Raw genomic sequence first — 17,406 nt, 5'->3', positions numbered from 1 at the left:
ATGTTACGGATCGGTATAGTGCTGACCATCTTTCGCAGACCACCACGGTCTTATGCCCTGAGAAAAAGGATGGGGCATCATGGTCGCAATAGAACCGAAATTCGATACAGCCGGTCGACAAGAAGTCCCGGGACGCTTCGCTTTAACCTTTAGTGACCAGAGGTTTTTTATCCTTGCGATTTGCGCATTCTTTGCCGTGCGCCTGCTTGCCATCCTCTGGTGGCCTTTCACGGATTCTACGGAAGCCCGTTATGCTGAGATCGCACGGAAGATGGTTGAAACCGGGGATTGGATCACGCCGCAGTTCGATTACGGCATCCCTTTTTGGGGCAAACCCCCCTTACATACTTGGCTTTCTGCTTTAGGCATGAAGCTCTTTGGCGTTGGAGCGTTTGGTGCACGGGTGTTCATCTTTACCGCCTCACTCGGGGTGTTGAGCCTTCTTTTCTCTTGGGTGCGTCGGCACCGGGGCCCGGATCAGGCTCTGGTCGCGACAACGGTTCTCGCTTCGTCCTTGATGTTTTTCGGCGCGTCGGCGTTTGTGATGACAGACATGGTCATGTTGCTCGGCACTACCCTCAGCATGATCGCCTTCTACAACTATATGGTGGACGGTCCCTCTCGCAGCACATGGGGACAGTGGTTCTTCGTCGGCATCGCAATCGGCCTTTTGGCGAAGGGACCGGTCGCGCTCGTAATCACGGTGATAGCGCTTGCTCCGTGGCTCGCGGTTACCGGACGTTGGCGGGAATTGCGTGGATTTCCCTGGCTGTCAGGAATGTTTATCGCCGCAGCGCTGACCCTCCCTTGGTATATTTTGGCCGAGATCAAGACCCCGGGATTTCTGCACTATTTTCTTATCGGAGAGCATTTCCAACGCTTCGTCGTGCCGGGTTGGCAGGGTGATCTATACGGCTCTGGTCATGAGCAGCCCAAGGGCCTGATCTGGCTTTATGCCGGGGCTACCTTTCTACCATGGAGCCTGTTTGCCCTGCCCGTGCTTCCTCGGGCAGCAGCTTGCATCAGGAAAATGACAGAGAGCGATCGAGGCTGGCACAGCTATCTCGCGCTTTGGACCGTCGCGCCGCTGGTTCTCTTCACTCCCGCCGCAAACATCTTGCCTGCCTATGCCCTCCCGGGACTTCCCGCAGCTGCGGCCCTCCTGGTCTCGCTTTGGTCTCAAGTTATGGGCCGACCGGGCTGGTGGGCGCGGTGTGCGACCATCGTGGCCATTGTCTTTGTGGGCTTGGCATTTCTATCTGTGACCATCTTGGCGCGCTACCAGCCCGAGGCAATTACCCATCGGTCCGAGCGCGCATTAGTAACAGCAGCGCAAAGCTATGATCCCGATATTCAAATTACCTATTGGGGTGGTCGAAGCTTTTCAGCCGAGTTTTACACTCGGGGCCAAGTCCAATTCACCGAGCGAACCGCGGCATTCGATAGACTGCAAGATAATGGGACGCATGACGCGGTAGCCATTCCGGCATCGCGCGCCTCGGAACTGGCGCCTTTTTTGGGGCCCCGGTTCGGCCCTGCCGGGCGGTTTGGGCCTCGCGTTTTGTTCGTTGAAGATTTCGGGCGGGAGAAAACGCAATGAGCCGCCAACCCGAAAGCTTCGCTAAACCTCAAATTGTTCCAACTCCGAAACCTGTTCTCGATCTTTCGTTTGTGATCCCCGCCTACAATGAGGCAGGCAATATCACTAAAACGGTGGCCCAGGTGGATGCCCACGCCCGCAGGCTGGTGAGCAGTTTCGAGATTGTCATAGTGGATGATGGCAGCCTCGATGCCACCTTCGAGGAAAGTCAAGCGCTCTGCGCCCAATATCCGCTTCGCGTGCTACGGCTGTCGCGGAATTTTGGCAAAGAACAGGCGATCATGGCCGGTTTGGAGCGCAGCATTGGAGCGGCGGTAGTCATCCTGGATGCTGATCTCCAAGAACCCCTTTCTCATCTCGGAACCATGTTGGAACATCGCGCGGAGGGGTATGAAATGGTCTATGCCGTCCGCGCGCAACGCCGGGATGAGACATGGCGCAAACGGCTTTTCACCCACGCATTTTATGCACTGCTGAATATCGGTGGCGACACCGCGATACCAGCGAATGCCCGCGATTTCAGGCTCATGGATCGACGGGTCGTCGATGCGCTATGTGCTTTGCCTGAGCGCAATCGCTTTATGAAGGGGCTGTATGGTTGGGTCGGTTTTCGCACCAAGGCTGTGGCGATTGAGCTGGTCCCACGTGCGACCGGGGCCTCTAAATTCGGCTTTGCAGGGTTGTTTAAGTTAGGTTTGACGGGCCTTACATCCTTCACTGCATGGCCACTAAGGGTTTGGACGGGGATTGGTATGAGCATTGCTGCTTGTTCAATCCTCTATGCCCTGTGGATTGCCGTTCGCACACTAATCTTCGGTATCGAGGTGCCGGGTTGGTCGACCCTTGTGGTGGCCGTCATGTTGCTGGGCGGCGTGCAACTTATTTCCATCGGTGTGTTGGGCGAATACCTCTCGCGGGTCTTTACAGAAGTCAAAGGCCGTCCCGGATTTATCATCGCGGAAGACTTTTCCGTTGATCGGGAGCATCTATGATGTGGGGCCAGTTGTTGCGGTTCGGGATTGTCGGCCTGCTTGCAACCTTCGTTCACATGGTAATTGGCTTTCTGTTGATCCAGTCGAACTGGCTGCCGGTCATGGCGAACCTACTCGCCTTTATAATTGCCTTTCTCGTCAGCTTTGTCGGACATCTCGGCTTTTCCTTTGCCGATCAAGTGGTCAGCCTATCAAGCGCGCTATGGAAGTTTGCACTCGTCGCCCTGATCGGCTTTGCATGTAACGAAGTGCTGCTGATCCTGTTGCTATCCGAAGGGGAGCTTACTGACACGGTGAGCCTGTGGACCTCAACCGGATGCGCGGCGATTTTGACTTTTGCACTCAGCAGAGTGTGGGCATTTCGCGCTGCACGAGGGACGGACGAACCAATAGATGCGGACCCCTCTGCCAAACTAACCAATCAGTAATCAGGCGGAGACCTTACCGACCGCACGAGTCGGTTATGACCTAAAGTGAGGCTCCAGTTGGGGGTCGCGCAAAGAAGGAAGACCACGATGAAAAGTTTAATTTCTCTTACCGCACTGATTTCAGCAGGTGCAGTCGCGATGGCCGGTGCGACGTGGGCCGAAACGGGAAATTCAGAAGAATTGACCCTATTCTCTGAAGCACAGATCGACATCCAGAGAGCACTTGCGGTGGCTTTGGAAAGCGCGAATGGCAAGATCGCCTCAATTGAATTCGAAAATGAGGCTGGCAAGTCTGTCTACGAGGTAGTTGCCGTCGCCCCGGATGGGGCGATGACCGAGATACTCATCGATGCCAATGATGGCACCGTAATCGGCCAGAGCCCCTACACGGACGATGACGACGAGGAAGATGACGGCAACGACTGAATCTACCCCGGCGCGGCACAGGATCATCTTGGTGCCGCGCCGGAAGTTTATCATTCCCCCATGCCGCGCTTCCCACCGATTAGTCGCACCTTACCGATCGGTAATCTTTTGGTAAAACCTTGATAAAACAACAAACCTTAAAGGTGGTCATGAGGAGAACCAGATGAAAAAAACTGTCTTTCGAACCCTTTCAGTCGCATTGGCGGCCATCGTGCTCGTCGCTGCGACGGAAGGACAGGTTTTTTCAATGGCGGCTTCCGGCATACGTTCACTGGCAAGTCCTCTTCGATCAAGCATGTTCGACACCAACCGGGTCCACAAGTTGGATGTGACCGTGCCTTTCTCCATTCTCGCGGCAGGGGATATCGCAGCTTGCGCAAACGGAGGCTACTTTGGAAGAACGGGTAAGAACCTGCGCTATGCATTCGGTCTTCCCCGGACAGAGGCCACCCCGAACAAGGGCATGTTACAAACTACCAGTATCTTGGAACAATATCCCGAGACAACGGTGTTCGCACTGGGGGATCTGGTCTACAAACGGGGCGAGGCTGTCGGCTTTGAAGATTGCTACGACCCGTTTTGGGGCACGGTCTGGGAGCGCACATGGCCAACCCCAGGCAACCATGAATACCAATCGCCTTTTGCGTATGCATACTATGACTATTGGCAAGATCGGGCAGGTCCAGATCGCAATGGGTATTACGCTTTGCAAGCCGGGAACTGGCTCTTCCTGTCCCTCAACAGTGAGATCGACGCGTCGCAGGGCTCTCCTCAGGATAAATGGCTTACGGAAGTGCTCGCGGCGCACCCCGACAGCTGCATCGCAGCATATTTTCACAAACCCGCATATTCGAGCGTTGCGCGCAGCCGGACTGACGACGCTCGAGCACTATTCCAGCGCGTTGCTGAGGCAGGCGCTCGCTTCGTATTGCATGGACACAACCACTTTTACGAACGCACTGCACCGCTTAATGCAAGAGGCCAACCCGAACGGGGCGGAACGATCGCCTTCGTGGTGGGAGCCGGCGGCAAATTAACGCGTAGCAAAATCGCGCCCGCGGCGTTCGCCGCCCGTCTCATCACAGGGACGACAGGCGTGCTGAAACTGACATTCACAAATAAAGCCGCCGAATGGACCTATCTCACTGGACCAGGATCGACGGAAGCGGACAGGGGCACGATCCATTGTTGAATTTCGCCATCCGGCGCGCCTTACCACAAAGTTTTGCCAATGTTTGACTTCATCACATCGCTGCTGGCTTCCATGGGCAGCCTTGGCGTCGCGGCCCTCATGCTTATCGAGAACGTTTTCCCACCAATCCCTTCAGAAGTCATCATGCCGTTCGCAGGCTACCTTGCGGCAAGCGGTGACTTTTCCTTCGTCGGTGTAGTGATTGCCGGCACGATCGGTTCAGCGGCTGGAGCCTTTCTGTGGTATTGGATCGGCACATTGGTATCCGAAGCACGAATGCGCAGAGTCATTGCCCGGCATGGCAGGTGGCTGACCATTTCAGAACAAGACCTCGATCGTTCCCTTGCGTGGTTTCGGCGCAATGGCGGCAAAGCGGTCTTTCTGGGCCGAATGGTGCCCGGCGTCCGAACACTAATATCCGTCCCCGCCGGAATGACACGGATGCCGCTGTTACCATTTCTTCTTTACACTGGGTTGGGTAGTCTGATCTGGACAGCCGCCCTCACCGTTTCAGGCTACCTCCTGGAAGCGCAGTTTGCCAAGGTTGAAACGTGGATCAATCCGGTTACGAACGTTTTGCTTGGAGGGCTACTTGTCCTTTACGTCTGGCGGTTGCTCCGCCCCAGAGTAGAAAGGTGACGTGGTGACACAGCATGGTTCGAAAAGCTTGAATCACCGCTTATTTGCGGTGACCCTTTTTGCAAAAGCAGCCTTAGGCGTTCTTCAGTTGGCGACGGCTGCGGCGATCTTCGCGGGGGTCGCAGCACACCTTCCCGCCCTCGTCCAATGGCTTTTTCGCGCAGAGCTCGCGGAAGACCCGAGCGATTTCCTCGCCACCCGCGCCTTATCGCTCGCCGGTCTTATCCCAAAGTCAGATCTGGCGTTCTATACCACTTACTTTTTGGCGCATGGTGGGTTGCATATCGCGATTGTCGTGGCCCTGCTCTACGGTGCGCCATGGGCGTATCGCGTGACAGTTTTCGTGCTTTGGGCGTTTGTGATCTATCAACTGTTCGAATGGCTCACTGTTGGCGGCGTGGCTCTGCTGGTTCTAACTGCAATTGATCTAACGGTGATCTTCATCACGGTCCGCGAACAGCACAGTCGCTCTCAGTTAGGACCTTGACGAAAAATCAAGCCAGTTTTGGCTTTCCCGTTTATGAGTTCGAGGACCGCCCCGGCCCTGTTCAGCTCTTCTGCTTGGGTTGCAAAATTGGCGACGGCCTTCGACGGGGCGGATCTCTCAACATGTTGGCAAACGCGGCAATGTCCAGCGTTCGCCCGAAATGCCCCAAGGTCGTGGAACGGAATTGAAGAGCTGCTGCGCCCTGCGAGGTATTCTACAAAAGCTGGAGTAGGAGCCAGCCGAGCCGCAGGTTGGTCGAGACCGCACCGACTGCCACAGGGCTGCCGGTCAGCTGGAAGACCAACCCCGACATCACCGTGGCGCTGCCCACCGCCGCCGAGCCAGGCTGGAACGCAGTGCCCCCGCCCGCGACGCGCCAGCACCGGCGGCGGGGGACTCCCCTGCCACTCCAGTCTGCCAGGGACGACGAACAGCCCGAAACGGATCGACCACCAGCCCAGACGACGCCGAGCGCCAGCAAAATAGATCGATCCGTAATCTCCATGTCCTTCGTCTTATTCGGTTTCTCGGTCGACGTTCGGGCAATCCGGCCAGTAGGCCACCGATCAAAACATCGACCCGATGTCGGATGCCCCTGTCGGGTAGGCTGCGGCCATCGACTTCACCCGGGCCGCCGCCAGCCCAAGCTTGATCGGAAGAGAAAAGACATTGATCACTTCGGCGCTTTTGTAGGTGAGCGCATATTTAATCGCGGCGCGCATATTTTTTCGCGGCGCGAGAAGCCCCTTTCCGATAAAGCAAAAACAATTTCAATGGGTTAGATTCACGACCCCGCAGTTAGGTTCGATGGAGATTTTGTGATACTGTTCCCCCGTGGAGCCATGACGGAGCGTCCAGTTTCGACCGATGCTGTGCGTCGAAAGTCTCATTGCCCACCATCAGCCTACCGGGCCTCTCATAGGCGAAGATATCAGGGCGTGCGGTCGGGTTTGGCAGCCTTGGAACGCTGCGATTTAGCATGGACGGGCTAAACCCACGTCTTCGAATTTCCGCTACCCACATGTAATCAGCGTGGGTGGGGAGCAGTCATTCAACTATTGTGCAAACCCATATTTGTTTGGACACACGAGCGGACAGTCAGACAGGCGCATGGGGCTGGGCCGCAGTGATCTACAATCAAAGCAGACTTTTTGACGGTCATTGCCAGACCGAGTTGCAAAAAAGGCACCGCGTCGGAATCCGACATGGATGTCCTTACCGTCTAAGTTCAGCACCTCCACTGGTGCCGTTTGCCTTTTTGACGATTTACCAGTCTGCCTAAGTAAACTAAGTTCGCCTTGGGCGTGTATTGGCGGGTGTATAAATTGACGAACTATTGGGACGGCGAGCCGGTAGGAAGAAAAGAGTTGCTGCGCCTGTTGACACGCGGTGGCAAATGGCTCCGCTGGGAGGAAGAGAAGGCAGACCCGAACGACCCTACCATGAAGCCCAAAGCCGGCTGCAAGGATCAGGTCGAAGAAGCCCTGCTCGAGGCGCTGCATTCGACCAATGTCGTGGTGTTGCTGGGGTCCGGGGCATCCTTCTCCGCTAAAAACGATGGCGGTCCGAATGCGCCGGGGATGGGTGACCTTTGGCATGCCGTGCGCGATGCTGTATCGGAAGACAATTTGGTTGACCACAAAGAGTTTGACGATCTGGCTAAGAAAGTCATGGGCGGCTTGCCGCAGAGAAGTAGTGATGGGAAGCACAAAGCTGGAGATATCGAAAGTCTTTTGAGTCTCTGCAAGATGCAAATCGAGTTGCTCAGCATTCGATCAGTAAACGATCCGGATTTCACTGATCAGCTTTGGTTAGAAGAGCTGAACGAGTTCGTTCGAGTCGCTGAGAACACGATCTTAGGCAAAGTGGGTTTTGTCGGCTTGAAAACTGATTTGCCAGCACACTGGGCATTCTTAAAGAAGTTCGCCCGCCGATCACCAGAAAAGCCCAGGGTGAAACTGTTCACCACGAATTATGATCTGTGTATCGAGACCGCAGGCCTTCGCCTTGGTGTGGTGCTGATCGACGGGTTTTCCCGCAGTGCAGAACAGCGGTTCAACCGAGATCACTTCGACCATGATATCGTTCGGCGGGTAGCATCCAGCACGAAGGCAGACTACCTTGATGGTGTGTTCCACCTATACAAGCTGCACGGTTCAGTGGACTGGCGGCGACGTTCGGATGAGGTCGTTATTCGAAGCGTGGAAGACCCAAGCGAGGACCTTAGGCCCGTCCTGATCTATCCTCGATCTTCGAAGTATCAGGAGGCGTTCGAAAGCCCCTATCTCGACATGTTTGCCGCCTTGCAGGCTGCTTTGCGGGAACCCGACACGACGTTGATCGTCTCCGGGTTCGGTTTCGCGGATGATCACATCAGCGCCCCAATCTGGTCAGCTATTGAAACTAACCTTTCGCTGCGCCTCGTGCTTTGTGATCGTGGGTTCGTGAATCAGCAAAAACTCTTCGATGACGAATTGCAGGAAATCGACGTCGATCTGGCTGAACAGCGCTTATACCAAAAAAAGATAGCACAACTTGTGCAGCAGGGCGATACACGCATCACGATGTTGAATGGCCGCTTCGAAGACCTTGCCGACGCCTTGCCGATGATATCGGGCAAAACAGATCGTCAACTCTTGCGAGATCGGCTTGAAAAGCTGCGCGAGGGCCACGGCGCATGAGTGATCTTGCCTCCCTGATTGATCCGTCCAAACGCATCGGGACGGTCACAAGGGTGACGGCAAGTGCCGTGGAACTCACCTTGCCAAATGCTCTTGCAGCCCTGGGTCGGCGCGGGCTGGCCCAAGGCTCCGTCGGTGATTTTGTGTTTGTCGATTGCGACCGCTCAGCGATCTTGGGGCGCGTAACAGAAGTTGGCATTCCAGACAGGCAGCGGAATATCCTTGAGCACCAAATCGAAACCGATCCTACAGTAGAACCGCAGGGACGTATCCAGTTGCTGGCAACCGTAAGCAAGATAACTCGGAAAGTAACGCGCGGTATTAACACGCAGCCGAGGGTGGGTGATGGGGTCTACCTCGCAGAGGGCGGAGCGCTGTCAAACTCCATTAGGGATGCCTTGGAAGGAAACTTGAAAGGAAGCAGTGAGTCCTTACTCGTCGAGTTAGGGCAGCTTGCCGGGCTGAATGATGCTTCCCTCAGTATCCCGCCGGAGAAACTGTTCGGTCGTCATTGTGGAGTATTCGGTGCGACAGGTGGGGGCAAGAGCTGGACAGTTTCTCGCCTCGTCAACGAGATCGTTCGTATAGGTGGAAAGTGTATCCTGTTTGATCCCACCGGAGAATTCACAGGAAAAGTTGCGACGGCCCGGCAACTCGCCTTCGGTCCAGTCGATGTAACAGAAGCGGAAGAAGTTCACTTTCCCTATCAGAACTTGTCGGAGATTGACCTGTATTCGCTATTAACACCTTCACCACAAGTTCAAGGACCGACCCTGAGGAGCGCAATTAGAAGCCTGCGCTTGGCGAAGGCGCTTTTGGCTGGGCATGGTGACTACGCTTGCAAAGAAGATAAGGGGCGAAAACAGTTCGATATAGATGGGAAAGGATATGTCGAAGTGTTGGAAAATGGCGCGATCAGGAAAGCAGGCAATAGCCGTCATGCATTTTCGATTGCGCAGATTGCCTTAGCAGACCAGATTAACAGCGACCTCTGTGATTTTGACCTATCGATACTTGCAGAACAAATCCGGTATGAATGTGTCAAGCAAGGAAGCAATAGCGACCACAGCGTCCTGGGAAATTTTGGTAAGCCAGATGACTTCGCGCTTGGAGCTTGTAATCACTTAAACGTGCGCATAGAGACGTATCTTGGCGCCACCGAACTTGGATGTATATTCAGATCCGACGGCCAAGACATCGCAAGTGTCGTAGAAGAATTTATCGACGATGATACTCAAAGGGCCTTAGTGGTTTCCTTCCGTAACGTCTCCTTCAAATACAATGCTCGCGAACTACTTCTGAATGCGCTTGGCAGGTATTTGCTCGAAAAATCCCGGAGAAATAGGTTTGTCGAGAAACCGCTGGTTTGCGTCTTGGACGAAGCTCATCAGTTCATTGGTCGCTCAATTGGCGACGAGCAGAATAGCGTTACGCTTGATGCCTTCGGACTGATAGCCAAGGAAGGTAGGAAATACGGCCTCACCACTGTTATCGCGACCCAGCGTCCCAGAGATGTGCCGCAAGATGTTCTCAGTCAGCTTGGAACGTTGTTTGTCCACAGGCTTACGAATGACCGAGACCGGGAGACAATCGAAAGAGCTTGTGGCGATCTGGATCGCAGCGCAGCTGCTTTCATCCCATCACTGTCACAAGGCGAAGCCATTATTGTTGGGCCCGATTTGCCCGCACCTTTGCCAATCATTATGAGCAAGCCCGAAAAGGGACAGCGACCAGAAAGCCATGGCCCGAATTATCAGGTGTTTTGGGGCGGCCGGCAAGTTGGCGACGTGATCGATAGCTAATTTCGGCTTTCTTGACCTCCCCTATGCAAGGGCTGGTTATCGCCGGATGGCGTCAATGCCGACGCCGCCCTTTGCTCCGGTGGGCGGTCCCCCAGCCGTTCTGGTTCATGTGGTCGAATCCTGCCCGACCCAAGGCGGCTGAATAAGGGCTCCGTCGATTAGATTAGCTTCCACATATCATTCGGTAACCACGAATTTAGCCCATACCTGCGCAGTTCAACGTCATCAGCCTGTTTGGCACCCCTTATCGAACGTGCGCAATAGATCGTTCTCCGTAGGAAGCCCTCTGCCAAAAAAATTCAGAATGGGTATCCTCTCCCATAAATAGGGTTTGGAATAACTCTTCCTTTGCCATTCTCCATTATTTGTTCCGATGTGAACATGTAGCACTCTGCTAAGCCAAACGAAGGGTATTCATTTACGCAAGTGAAATCTGAAATGCGCGAGTGAGTTCGGATAGCAGGCCAGCCGTAGCTGGCACACAACAACGCTATTATGCCTGCCGTTGCATTCAGCGCATTTCCAAGATTTCCCTCAGCCACATTAGAAATCCGATCATGCTTGGTATGGTTGTATGACGTATACCAGGGCAACCGTCCGTCTGCGGTCGGGTTAGCCCAACTTAGGAAGGGTTTCACCGGTGATAGGCCCGGAAAGCGAATAAATGAAACTGAGTATTCAGATAACCTACAAGCCCTTTCCAGTTTGAAAAAGTCAAATATATTTTTTGCCGATATTCCATTGGCAGACAATATAGATTTGGAGATGGCCTCAATCTCGGTGCAGCTCAGAATAAGAACGTTTCGGATTTCATCACCAAAGGAATCCAATGTCCTATCATCGAGCTGGATAACTTGAGAAATGGCCCGAATTCTCTCAATAAGAACTTCACACTGATGCAGAAAGGCGACTCTTTCTTCCGCCTCTCCGGGAAACATCGGCGTCGAGAAGTTCAAGATATTTGCGTCTTGGTCTGTATTGCGACATAGCCTCCTGTAAATAATATTCGATGGAAGTTCTCTTTTTGCCACCAAGAATGACGCTTCTGGAATGTCGTTTATGTCCTTGCAATGTTGTGAAAGCATGTCTGCCAGTTCCGACTCATTCTTTGCCGCCGACGCGCGGGAAAAGTCAAATTTCCCAATCGGACGACTTGCGATATGCGTCGTTGGACTTGGTGCAGATCCAATGTGCCATTCAAGATCGCAGATTTTTTTCCGGGGCTCCGCACCCAGAGTATCCCAAAATATTGAATGAGTATTTTTCATAGCACGATCCATCTAAAGTAGTTGACGGAAAACAGTCTATAATAAGAGCAGATGCTGGAGCGTTGAGTAGAATACATTTCGTAGGACCTATAAATGGCAATTAGAATGCACATGGCAATACTATCTTTGCCTGATGGTGTTGTCCCAATCAATCTGACACACGCGCTTTTGCCTGTCGGTTATGCAAGCTGTCCGCCTCGGTGGCCGCCGCAAGATTCCATCTATTTCGCTGCTTTTGGTTGAGTGGCATTCCAGAACCGCGCCCCTACTGTGAGGGTATATTTCGCGCAGTAGCATTTGCAAGAAGAGCATTGCTACTTAAACGACAATACATCACGAACATAGACCTTGCCTTTAGCGACACCGATCTTCATCGCAGGCGTCTGACGTTCAGCCTTCGGTTTGCCGCTTTCCGCGGACTCTGGAAGCATGTAGTTGCAATAGAAGCGAAAAATTGTAGCGACCTTTTCGATCAATATGGGATCATAGAATGCGTTTACATACCAAGTTGTTTCACCCGAGGTCGGGCGCGCGCCCCTATCAAAAGCCTTGATTCGCCTGCGGATTAGAGCGAATTACTCATCAACTGGAGCCATCGAGGCTCTGGTAAGAACGATAGCAAGATCACCAAAAGAAAGGTCACCTCGATCCGTCAGAAGACGGACCACTTGGTCTGGTTCTTCTTTGCGATTATACTTCCAAACATAGCCTGAACTGGCAAGGTCTTGCCGCGGAAGGTCTGTATATGATGCGCCATATTTTGCAAGTAAGCGTGCTGCGACCAGACGTGTAGTTTCCGTTTTCAGTCCATAGTTGGAGCCAGCGAGGTTCATGAGGCCTTTATGCGCTGCGATATCCAGTTGCTTCAACACTTCCCCTTCATTCGTAAGGGTTACTCGCTTCCGGTTACCTAATCCTTTCCTAAAGCGAACATCCGCAACGTGAGTCTTCCCAGCGATTACCTCCCTGGGCAAATAAGATACTTGCAAGATGCGCAAGGCCGCTGTCACCATCAACACAAAGAAGTAGTCGACGGAAATCGGTGCCAATAAGGTTCTTTACCATCATGACGTGAGCGGCTTGGAATATGTCCCCGCGGACACGGGAGCCATTGCCAGGCAAGTCGAAGGTATTGCCAGACAGAATCTTCTCTTCTTTGGTCAAGAGGTTGTTGACGCCATGCAAAACTGAATCACGGTATTCATCATAGGCCCATACCCTCCCATGAACCCGCCAGGCTCTCGGCAGTTCGAAATCATCAACAAGAAGCATCTCACGCTCGATTTCGATCGCATCTGTTTCAGGATCAAAGTCCGTCGTTGCAGCGAGGACGAACCCGCTTTGCTTGTCTACACTGACGGCGTGATGCACCGGGACATTCAATACGCGATGAGCATGACGCCAGTTGGTAAGAATGGTCTGGACGTCAAAAGATATAACTCGGTTTCTCTTAGCGAAGCACTGCTTTGAGTTCTTGTCCTTACGGGCCGACATGTCCCTGCATTGACGATAAAGAAAATCTATACGCCTGTAGAGCTGGTCAGGGGCACACCTGTGATCTCCATGATCCGTCTTAATGGGACATTGTTGACCAAGAGGCGAAATATATCACCGGTTTCTTTAGTTTCTTGATGCCGCCGCGTAGGAGATCCCGCTGAAAAGGTCTTTAGACAAGATTTGCATTGAAAACGCGGATCACCTTTCGGCGTCGTGCCATGCGCGCGATATGCAGAAGGCATGAGCTCTGTGGGACTCCATGCGAAATACAAGCACGATTAGGGCATCGTTCCCTATATGTTCCCCAATTCAATGCTCTTAGCCGTGCGTATTAAATCGGTCATCGATGCAGTCATAAAGCATATCAATGCCTTATGCTGAGAGGTTGTCAATCCCTACACCCAAGCACCACACGAGCCAGAACGGCTGGGGGCCGTCCCCCCTATTCTGCCCCTTTTTTCGCTTCCAAAAGTGTCCCGCTTGACGCGCGGGTAGGCGCGAGATCACTGAGGTGGTGAAGTCTCTCTGCTACTGGCATTCGCACGGTAAGCAAGCTCAGCGCGTTGGCCTTCACGTTTCTCGAACACAGCAACCCGCACATTCGAGATAGACAATTTGTCGGCCAACCATGTGATCTCTGCGGTAGAGGTGCCCCAACTTTCCGGCACGACAAGGATGGACAATTGTCCATCCGCTGCTCGAAGGGCTGCCATCGCGAGGGTCTCCACGAGGTATCGGCGATGCCGGGTGCCGCGATGTGCTTTGCATTCCACCGCGGCGACCGATTGCCCGTCTCGCAAGGCGGTGAAGTCTGAAGGAACAAGACTGTCCTTCGATGTGCGAACGATTTCAACATTGTGACCGAGCTCGAGCTTTGAGGGGTGCCGCTTGAGGAATGTGAAAACCTCCTCCTCAAAGGCCATGGCACGCTTCATCCTCTCATGCCCGGCGACAAGTCGGCCGTGCTCCTGCTCGGCACGCCGCAGAGCGATGTCGAGCTGCCTCCTTGAAATCTCACCAGAAAAAAACTTCGGCGCAAGCTCCTCGGCTAAGCGCTTGGAAACAATTGAGATCTGCGACAGCTTGAGAACACCCGCCATCGAAACCCGGAGATCTTTTTCCGCAAGTGCTTTGGGCGCATTCTTTTTCATCCAATTTACTGCTGCGAGAGGGTTCCTGAGGCTCTCCTTGAGGGATGTTGATTATAGCATTCGGGTAAGATCGATAATCTGCTTCTCTTCCGCACAATTGCCTAAGCTGGCCGAAGAACCCACATTTTTGCTGCGCCGCAAAGCCACTAAGGTATCTCCAGCCAGCGGCGATTGACCGTCGGAGATCCGGACCACACGTTTAAGGAAGCGACTGTTCTTCCGGCGAATTTCCTCTTCGAGAAGTGCTTGCTGAGGGACAATTCCGTAGCCGTTATCGATGCACCGATATCGCCGAACCCCAGAGAGGAAAGTCTCTGCCAGCTCATTTGAGCAGAGTTCTTCGAGCAATGCGTGCAGTTCCGACCGTGCAACCCTGGTGGTTACGAGAGTCTCGAACTGGGCTTTGTAAAACAGGGGCTCATCAAGCGTAACTTCGTCATATGTGGCCAATAGATTCTCAAGCAAGATCCGAGCACCGGCGAGTGTCGTGCACTCATTTTCCACCAGTTCGGCCAACGGCAGTAGGTAGGGGTGGTCTACGAGACGCGCGAATGCGACTGCATGCTCGGCGTTAAGCAAACAGTGCTGGAGTTCGGCATCGCGTGCTCGGCGGGCTGCTAAGAATGCCTCCGTGATCAGGTCGTGTGGTAGTTTTACCATCAGCTAAACGTGCCCCAAATTATCTGAATTTTAGATAATCTATAAACCAGATTACGGCAACCGGTATCCTTTATTGTTGGTTGCCGTGCCGAAAACGATCCGAAGTTCCGGGCAGATCGCCCTGACCAAGATTTTGGTCAAAGAAAGAAAGAACGCTGCGTTGAGCCAGTCTTCTCTGGCTGAGCGCCTTCGTTGCCATCAGTCCTTAGTGGCAAGAATCGAAAGCGGCGAACGAAGGATCGATGTAGTCGAACTGATCATTATTGCCAGAGCGATAGGGATAAGGCCGGAAGAGATCGTGGCTCGCATTAGCGAGGTGGTTCCTCCAGACGAGTCGATTTAGGATAAACTACGCGGCCGCAGGCTTGCCATCTCGAGCGACCTGAACGTGATAGGTTGTTCCCGAGGTAATCTTCGTTCTGACATTTTCAGCGCTTAGCCCACTATTGGACCTATCGATCGCGCCGCTTAGAGAGCGGAAAATGCAACGCATTTTAATCCAACTGATCAGCTATCTTTCTCAATATAGCCGCCGCGTCGGCATTTCTTCCGGCTTGAATGAGTTCGGAGGAACGGTGAAGTCCTGTCTGGTGCTTCAGGCGGCGTTTCAATGTATCTTCATGTCGGCTCAGTTGACGCAGGCAGGAAGCCAAACGTTCTGCCTTGCTTGCGTCAGCAGTCTGAATTCGGCGGTTTAACACGCCTGTAAGATAGGGGCGAAGGGATTGAGGGCTGGTGTGACCCATCTGTTCTGCGGCCTTAGTGAGAATGGTTTCTACCCAACTGGATTCGGTTCCGACCTTGGTGCCGTCGAAGATTGCATCGACCATAGCCTCAATGGTTCGAACCGCGTGTCGAGCTCGAAGCCTGTGGATGTTCGCCCGCTCTACACCCGCCTCAGCGAAAATGTCCCGACCAATCGCAGTGACGCTGTCCAAGTGCAGAGGCATGCCAGTCGTGCTTGATAAGAAAATCTCGTCGGGTTCGCGATATCCTACGATCTTATCTCGGCAGTTGTTCACGATGTCTCGCCGCCCGAATTGGATATAGTCAGCCGTTCGGATTAGCAGCTCCGGCAAGACTGTAAAATACTTGGATTTTCCACCTTTTCGCGTGCTTAATATTTTCCATGGTTCATCGCGTTCAATCAAATCGGTCAACTGATGAGGCGAGGGCAACTGAGATTTACATAGGCGCATAAACTCTGCTCGTCGTAGGCCAACTTCTTCGGCCCACGACAGCATTAACGAGTCTCGCTCCCCATGGATGCGTTCGACAGCTACCCCATGTATGTCACGAATCTCATGCTCCGTTGGCGTATGACGGCTGTGATGCCCCCCTTCTGAAGGGCCTAAGGTCAAAGGCGTTGTCCAGCCCCCGTATACCCGACCGTTCCGCCCCTTTGTGTAGCTCCGTTTTGCACTAATCGGGAACGTGATGCCCGCTATCGCAGCAGGCAGCTCATCCAAAGGATAAATCCCCACGTGAAATCGGATACGCTTAGTCTCCTCCGCCCATTTGTAGAACGCAAAAACAGCATTCAAAGACGCATTGACCCGTTTTGAGGAAATTTTCTTTGTCCGGAGCTGATGCTCGCGCCAAAGGATAAGGAACGCATCATCTACCGACTGCCATGTCCTTCCGCTCTTTCGGCAAAACCTTAGAAACGGTCGAATTATCTTGGCATACTCCCGAGCGCTGCTAATGGCTACACCGTTTTCTACGACAAGAGCACGCAGCCAATCAGACGCGTCCTCATCAATCCCGTCAGGCCATATTAGTGTCGGTATACCTTCCCATGATCGCCCACTGAATTTACACGTTGTATTTGTGCAAACGATCAAACCAAGGTTGGGATTGGAGCTACGCATGTGGCTGTCCCCAACGCATATAAGTAGCACCGCGATTTGAAACTCTACGGGTCACTATGAGAGACTCGTGACGAGTATCAGGCCGATTGACCAAGGCCGGGGGGGGCGGAGAAGCGGCTTTCTGCTGATCAATGCCGTGTGGAAAGAGGTATGTTTCATTTCATTACTCGTAGCCCCTTAAAAGCGCCTATCTGGCGACGAAGATCAGCGATGAGCTGATCTTTTAGAGCGTTCTCCTCCAAGAGTAGAACGCTTCTTGCCTCTGCGCTGTCAGCGCGTTTCTGCTCTCGCAGGCGCTGCTCGCGCTCCGAATGCCACTGCGACACAGTTGCTTCAAGCTGCCGTTCAAAAGCTCTTTTATCAAAGCTCGGCAGGGCTCTTGATGTCCGACCTGCCCCGGCCTTTGCCGAACTACCTGACTCACGCCTCAGTTCGCTAAGTAGCACCGCAACTTCCCGCACCCTATCGCCATAGGTGTGATGAGTTTTGGTAAATTCGTTGGGAGACCTAATAGACTCGATACCAAGCTCTGGATCATCCCATAGGCGCACTGCTGTTAGACTCTTGGGAATTGCCTTGTCCGCCGGAACTCCCTCGCGAAGCCAACTCTGCAATACTTCCAACCTTCTTTCTATACGTGCTCCAACAGTTTGTCGTTTATCAGAGCCCCCAGACAGCATGTCGCAAACTGACTTATCTTTTTTACTCATCT

Annotated in this window: 18 protein-coding genes; 10 read left to right on the top strand and 8 right to left on the bottom strand. The window is 53.3% G+C overall.

All coding sequences use genetic code 11. The features are described from left to right. Window positions 1-79: 79 nt before the first annotated feature. The 7 genes from HKX24_RS05815 (at window position 80) to HKX24_RS05785 (ending at window position 5,764) form a co-directional block, all read left to right on the top strand. The gene (locus tag HKX24_RS05815) at window positions 80-1,600 is read left to right on the top strand and encodes a glycosyltransferase family 39 protein (RefSeq protein ID WP_276153871.1); all 1,521 of its coding nucleotides are present in this window, start codon (window positions 80-82) and stop codon (window positions 1,598-1,600) included. After that, the gene (locus tag HKX24_RS05810) at window positions 1,597-2,592 is read left to right on the top strand and encodes a glycosyltransferase family 2 protein (RefSeq protein ID WP_276153870.1); all 996 of its coding nucleotides are present in this window, start codon (window positions 1,597-1,599) and stop codon (window positions 2,590-2,592) included. Before HKX24_RS05815 ends, HKX24_RS05810 begins: the two co-directional genes overlap by 4 nt. Beyond that, window positions 2,589-3,020 carry a GtrA family protein gene (locus HKX24_RS05805; RefSeq protein WP_276153869.1) on the top strand — a complete coding sequence of 144 codons (432 nt, stop codon included), beginning with the start codon at window positions 2,589-2,591 and terminating at the stop codon, window positions 3,018-3,020. The genes HKX24_RS05810 and HKX24_RS05805 overlap by 4 nt, the downstream gene beginning before the upstream one ends. Before the next feature lie 87 nt (window positions 3,021-3,107). Then, entirely contained in the window at window positions 3,108-3,446 is a 339-nt protein-coding gene (locus HKX24_RS05800; protein WP_276153868.1) for a PepSY domain-containing protein, read from the top strand. A gap of 163 nt (window positions 3,447-3,609) precedes the next feature. Beyond that, a complete protein-coding gene (locus HKX24_RS05795; RefSeq protein WP_276153867.1) occupies window positions 3,610-4,638 on the top strand; it encodes a metallophosphoesterase in 1,029 nt (342 codons plus the stop codon). Window positions 4,639-4,677: 39 nt separating this feature from the next. Continuing rightward, a complete protein-coding gene (locus HKX24_RS05790; RefSeq protein ID WP_276153866.1) occupies window positions 4,678-5,277 on the top strand; it encodes a DedA family protein in 600 nt (199 codons plus the stop codon). A 4-nt stretch (window positions 5,278-5,281) separates the two neighbouring features. Beyond that, complete coding sequence (locus HKX24_RS05785; RefSeq protein ID WP_276153865.1) at window positions 5,282-5,764, top strand: DUF2127 domain-containing protein; 483 nt, start codon at window positions 5,282-5,284, stop codon at window positions 5,762-5,764. Between the two features lie 566 nt (window positions 5,765-6,330). Here the strand turns inward: HKX24_RS05785 and HKX24_RS05780 are convergent. Next, window positions 6,331-6,486: a hypothetical protein gene (locus HKX24_RS05780; RefSeq protein WP_276153864.1), complete on the bottom strand. Its 156-nt coding sequence runs from the start codon at window positions 6,484-6,486 to the stop codon at window positions 6,331-6,333. Window positions 6,487-7,089: 603 nt separating this feature from the next. Between HKX24_RS05780 and HKX24_RS05775 the strand changes: the two genes are divergently transcribed. Together HKX24_RS05775 and HKX24_RS05770 are read left to right on the top strand one after the other, a co-directional pair. Further along, complete coding sequence (locus tag HKX24_RS05775) at window positions 7,090-8,445, top strand: SIR2 family protein (protein ID WP_276153863.1); 1,356 nt, start codon at window positions 7,090-7,092, stop codon at window positions 8,443-8,445. After that, window positions 8,442-10,247, top strand: coding sequence for an ATP-binding protein (locus tag HKX24_RS05770; protein ID WP_276153862.1), 1,806 nt, complete (start codon window positions 8,442-8,444; stop codon window positions 10,245-10,247). The genes HKX24_RS05775 and HKX24_RS05770 overlap by 4 nt, the downstream gene beginning before the upstream one ends. A gap of 299 nt (window positions 10,248-10,546) precedes the next feature. Here the strand turns inward: HKX24_RS05770 and HKX24_RS05765 are convergent, their stop codons facing one another. From HKX24_RS05765 to HKX24_RS05745, 5 genes are all read right to left on the bottom strand, one after another. After that, a complete protein-coding gene (locus HKX24_RS05765) occupies window positions 10,547-11,515 on the bottom strand; it encodes a hypothetical protein (RefSeq protein WP_276153861.1) in 969 nt (322 codons plus the stop codon). Between the two features lie 575 nt (window positions 11,516-12,090). Continuing rightward, entirely contained in the window at window positions 12,091-12,384 is a 294-nt protein-coding gene (locus tag HKX24_RS05760; protein ID WP_276153860.1) for a hypothetical protein, read from the bottom strand. Between the two features lie 52 nt (window positions 12,385-12,436). Beyond that, on the bottom strand, window positions 12,437-13,009 hold the full coding sequence (locus tag HKX24_RS05755) for a hypothetical protein (protein ID WP_276153859.1): 573 nt from the start codon (window positions 13,007-13,009) through the stop codon (window positions 12,437-12,439). Between the two features lie 506 nt (window positions 13,010-13,515). Next, a complete protein-coding gene (locus HKX24_RS05750; RefSeq protein ID WP_276153858.1) occupies window positions 13,516-14,163 on the bottom strand; it encodes a hypothetical protein in 648 nt (215 codons plus the stop codon). A 51-nt stretch (window positions 14,164-14,214) separates the two neighbouring features. After that, the gene (locus tag HKX24_RS05745; RefSeq protein WP_276153857.1) at window positions 14,215-14,823 is read right to left on the bottom strand and encodes a hypothetical protein; all 609 of its coding nucleotides are present in this window, start codon (window positions 14,821-14,823) and stop codon (window positions 14,215-14,217) included. 85 nt (window positions 14,824-14,908) lie between these two features. Between HKX24_RS05745 and HKX24_RS05740 the strand changes: the two genes are divergently transcribed. Continuing rightward, entirely contained in the window at window positions 14,909-15,166 is a 258-nt protein-coding gene (locus tag HKX24_RS05740; protein ID WP_276153856.1) for a helix-turn-helix transcriptional regulator, read from the top strand. A 151-nt stretch (window positions 15,167-15,317) separates the two neighbouring features. On the opposite strand, the gene HKX24_RS05735 is transcribed toward HKX24_RS05740, so the two are convergent. Both HKX24_RS05735 and HKX24_RS05730 read right to left on the bottom strand, forming a co-directional pair. Further along, window positions 15,318-16,694 (bottom strand): site-specific integrase, encoded by a 1,377-nt coding sequence (locus HKX24_RS05735; RefSeq protein ID WP_276153855.1) that lies wholly within the window; start codon window positions 16,692-16,694, stop codon window positions 15,318-15,320. A gap of 155 nt (window positions 16,695-16,849) precedes the next feature. Beyond that, window positions 16,850-17,404 carry a hypothetical protein gene (locus HKX24_RS05730; RefSeq protein ID WP_276153854.1) on the bottom strand — a complete coding sequence of 185 codons (555 nt, stop codon included), beginning with the start codon at window positions 17,402-17,404 and terminating at the stop codon, window positions 16,850-16,852. Window positions 17,405-17,406 lie beyond the last annotated feature (2 nt).

It is taken from the genome of Sulfitobacter sp. M85 (assembly GCF_029285915.1).
Classification (GTDB): Bacteria; Pseudomonadota; Alphaproteobacteria; order Rhodobacterales; family Rhodobacteraceae; genus Sulfitobacter; species Sulfitobacter faviae.
The sequence above is the reverse complement of the archived record's forward strand: the minus strand, read 5'-3'. Positions and strand labels throughout refer to the sequence as shown.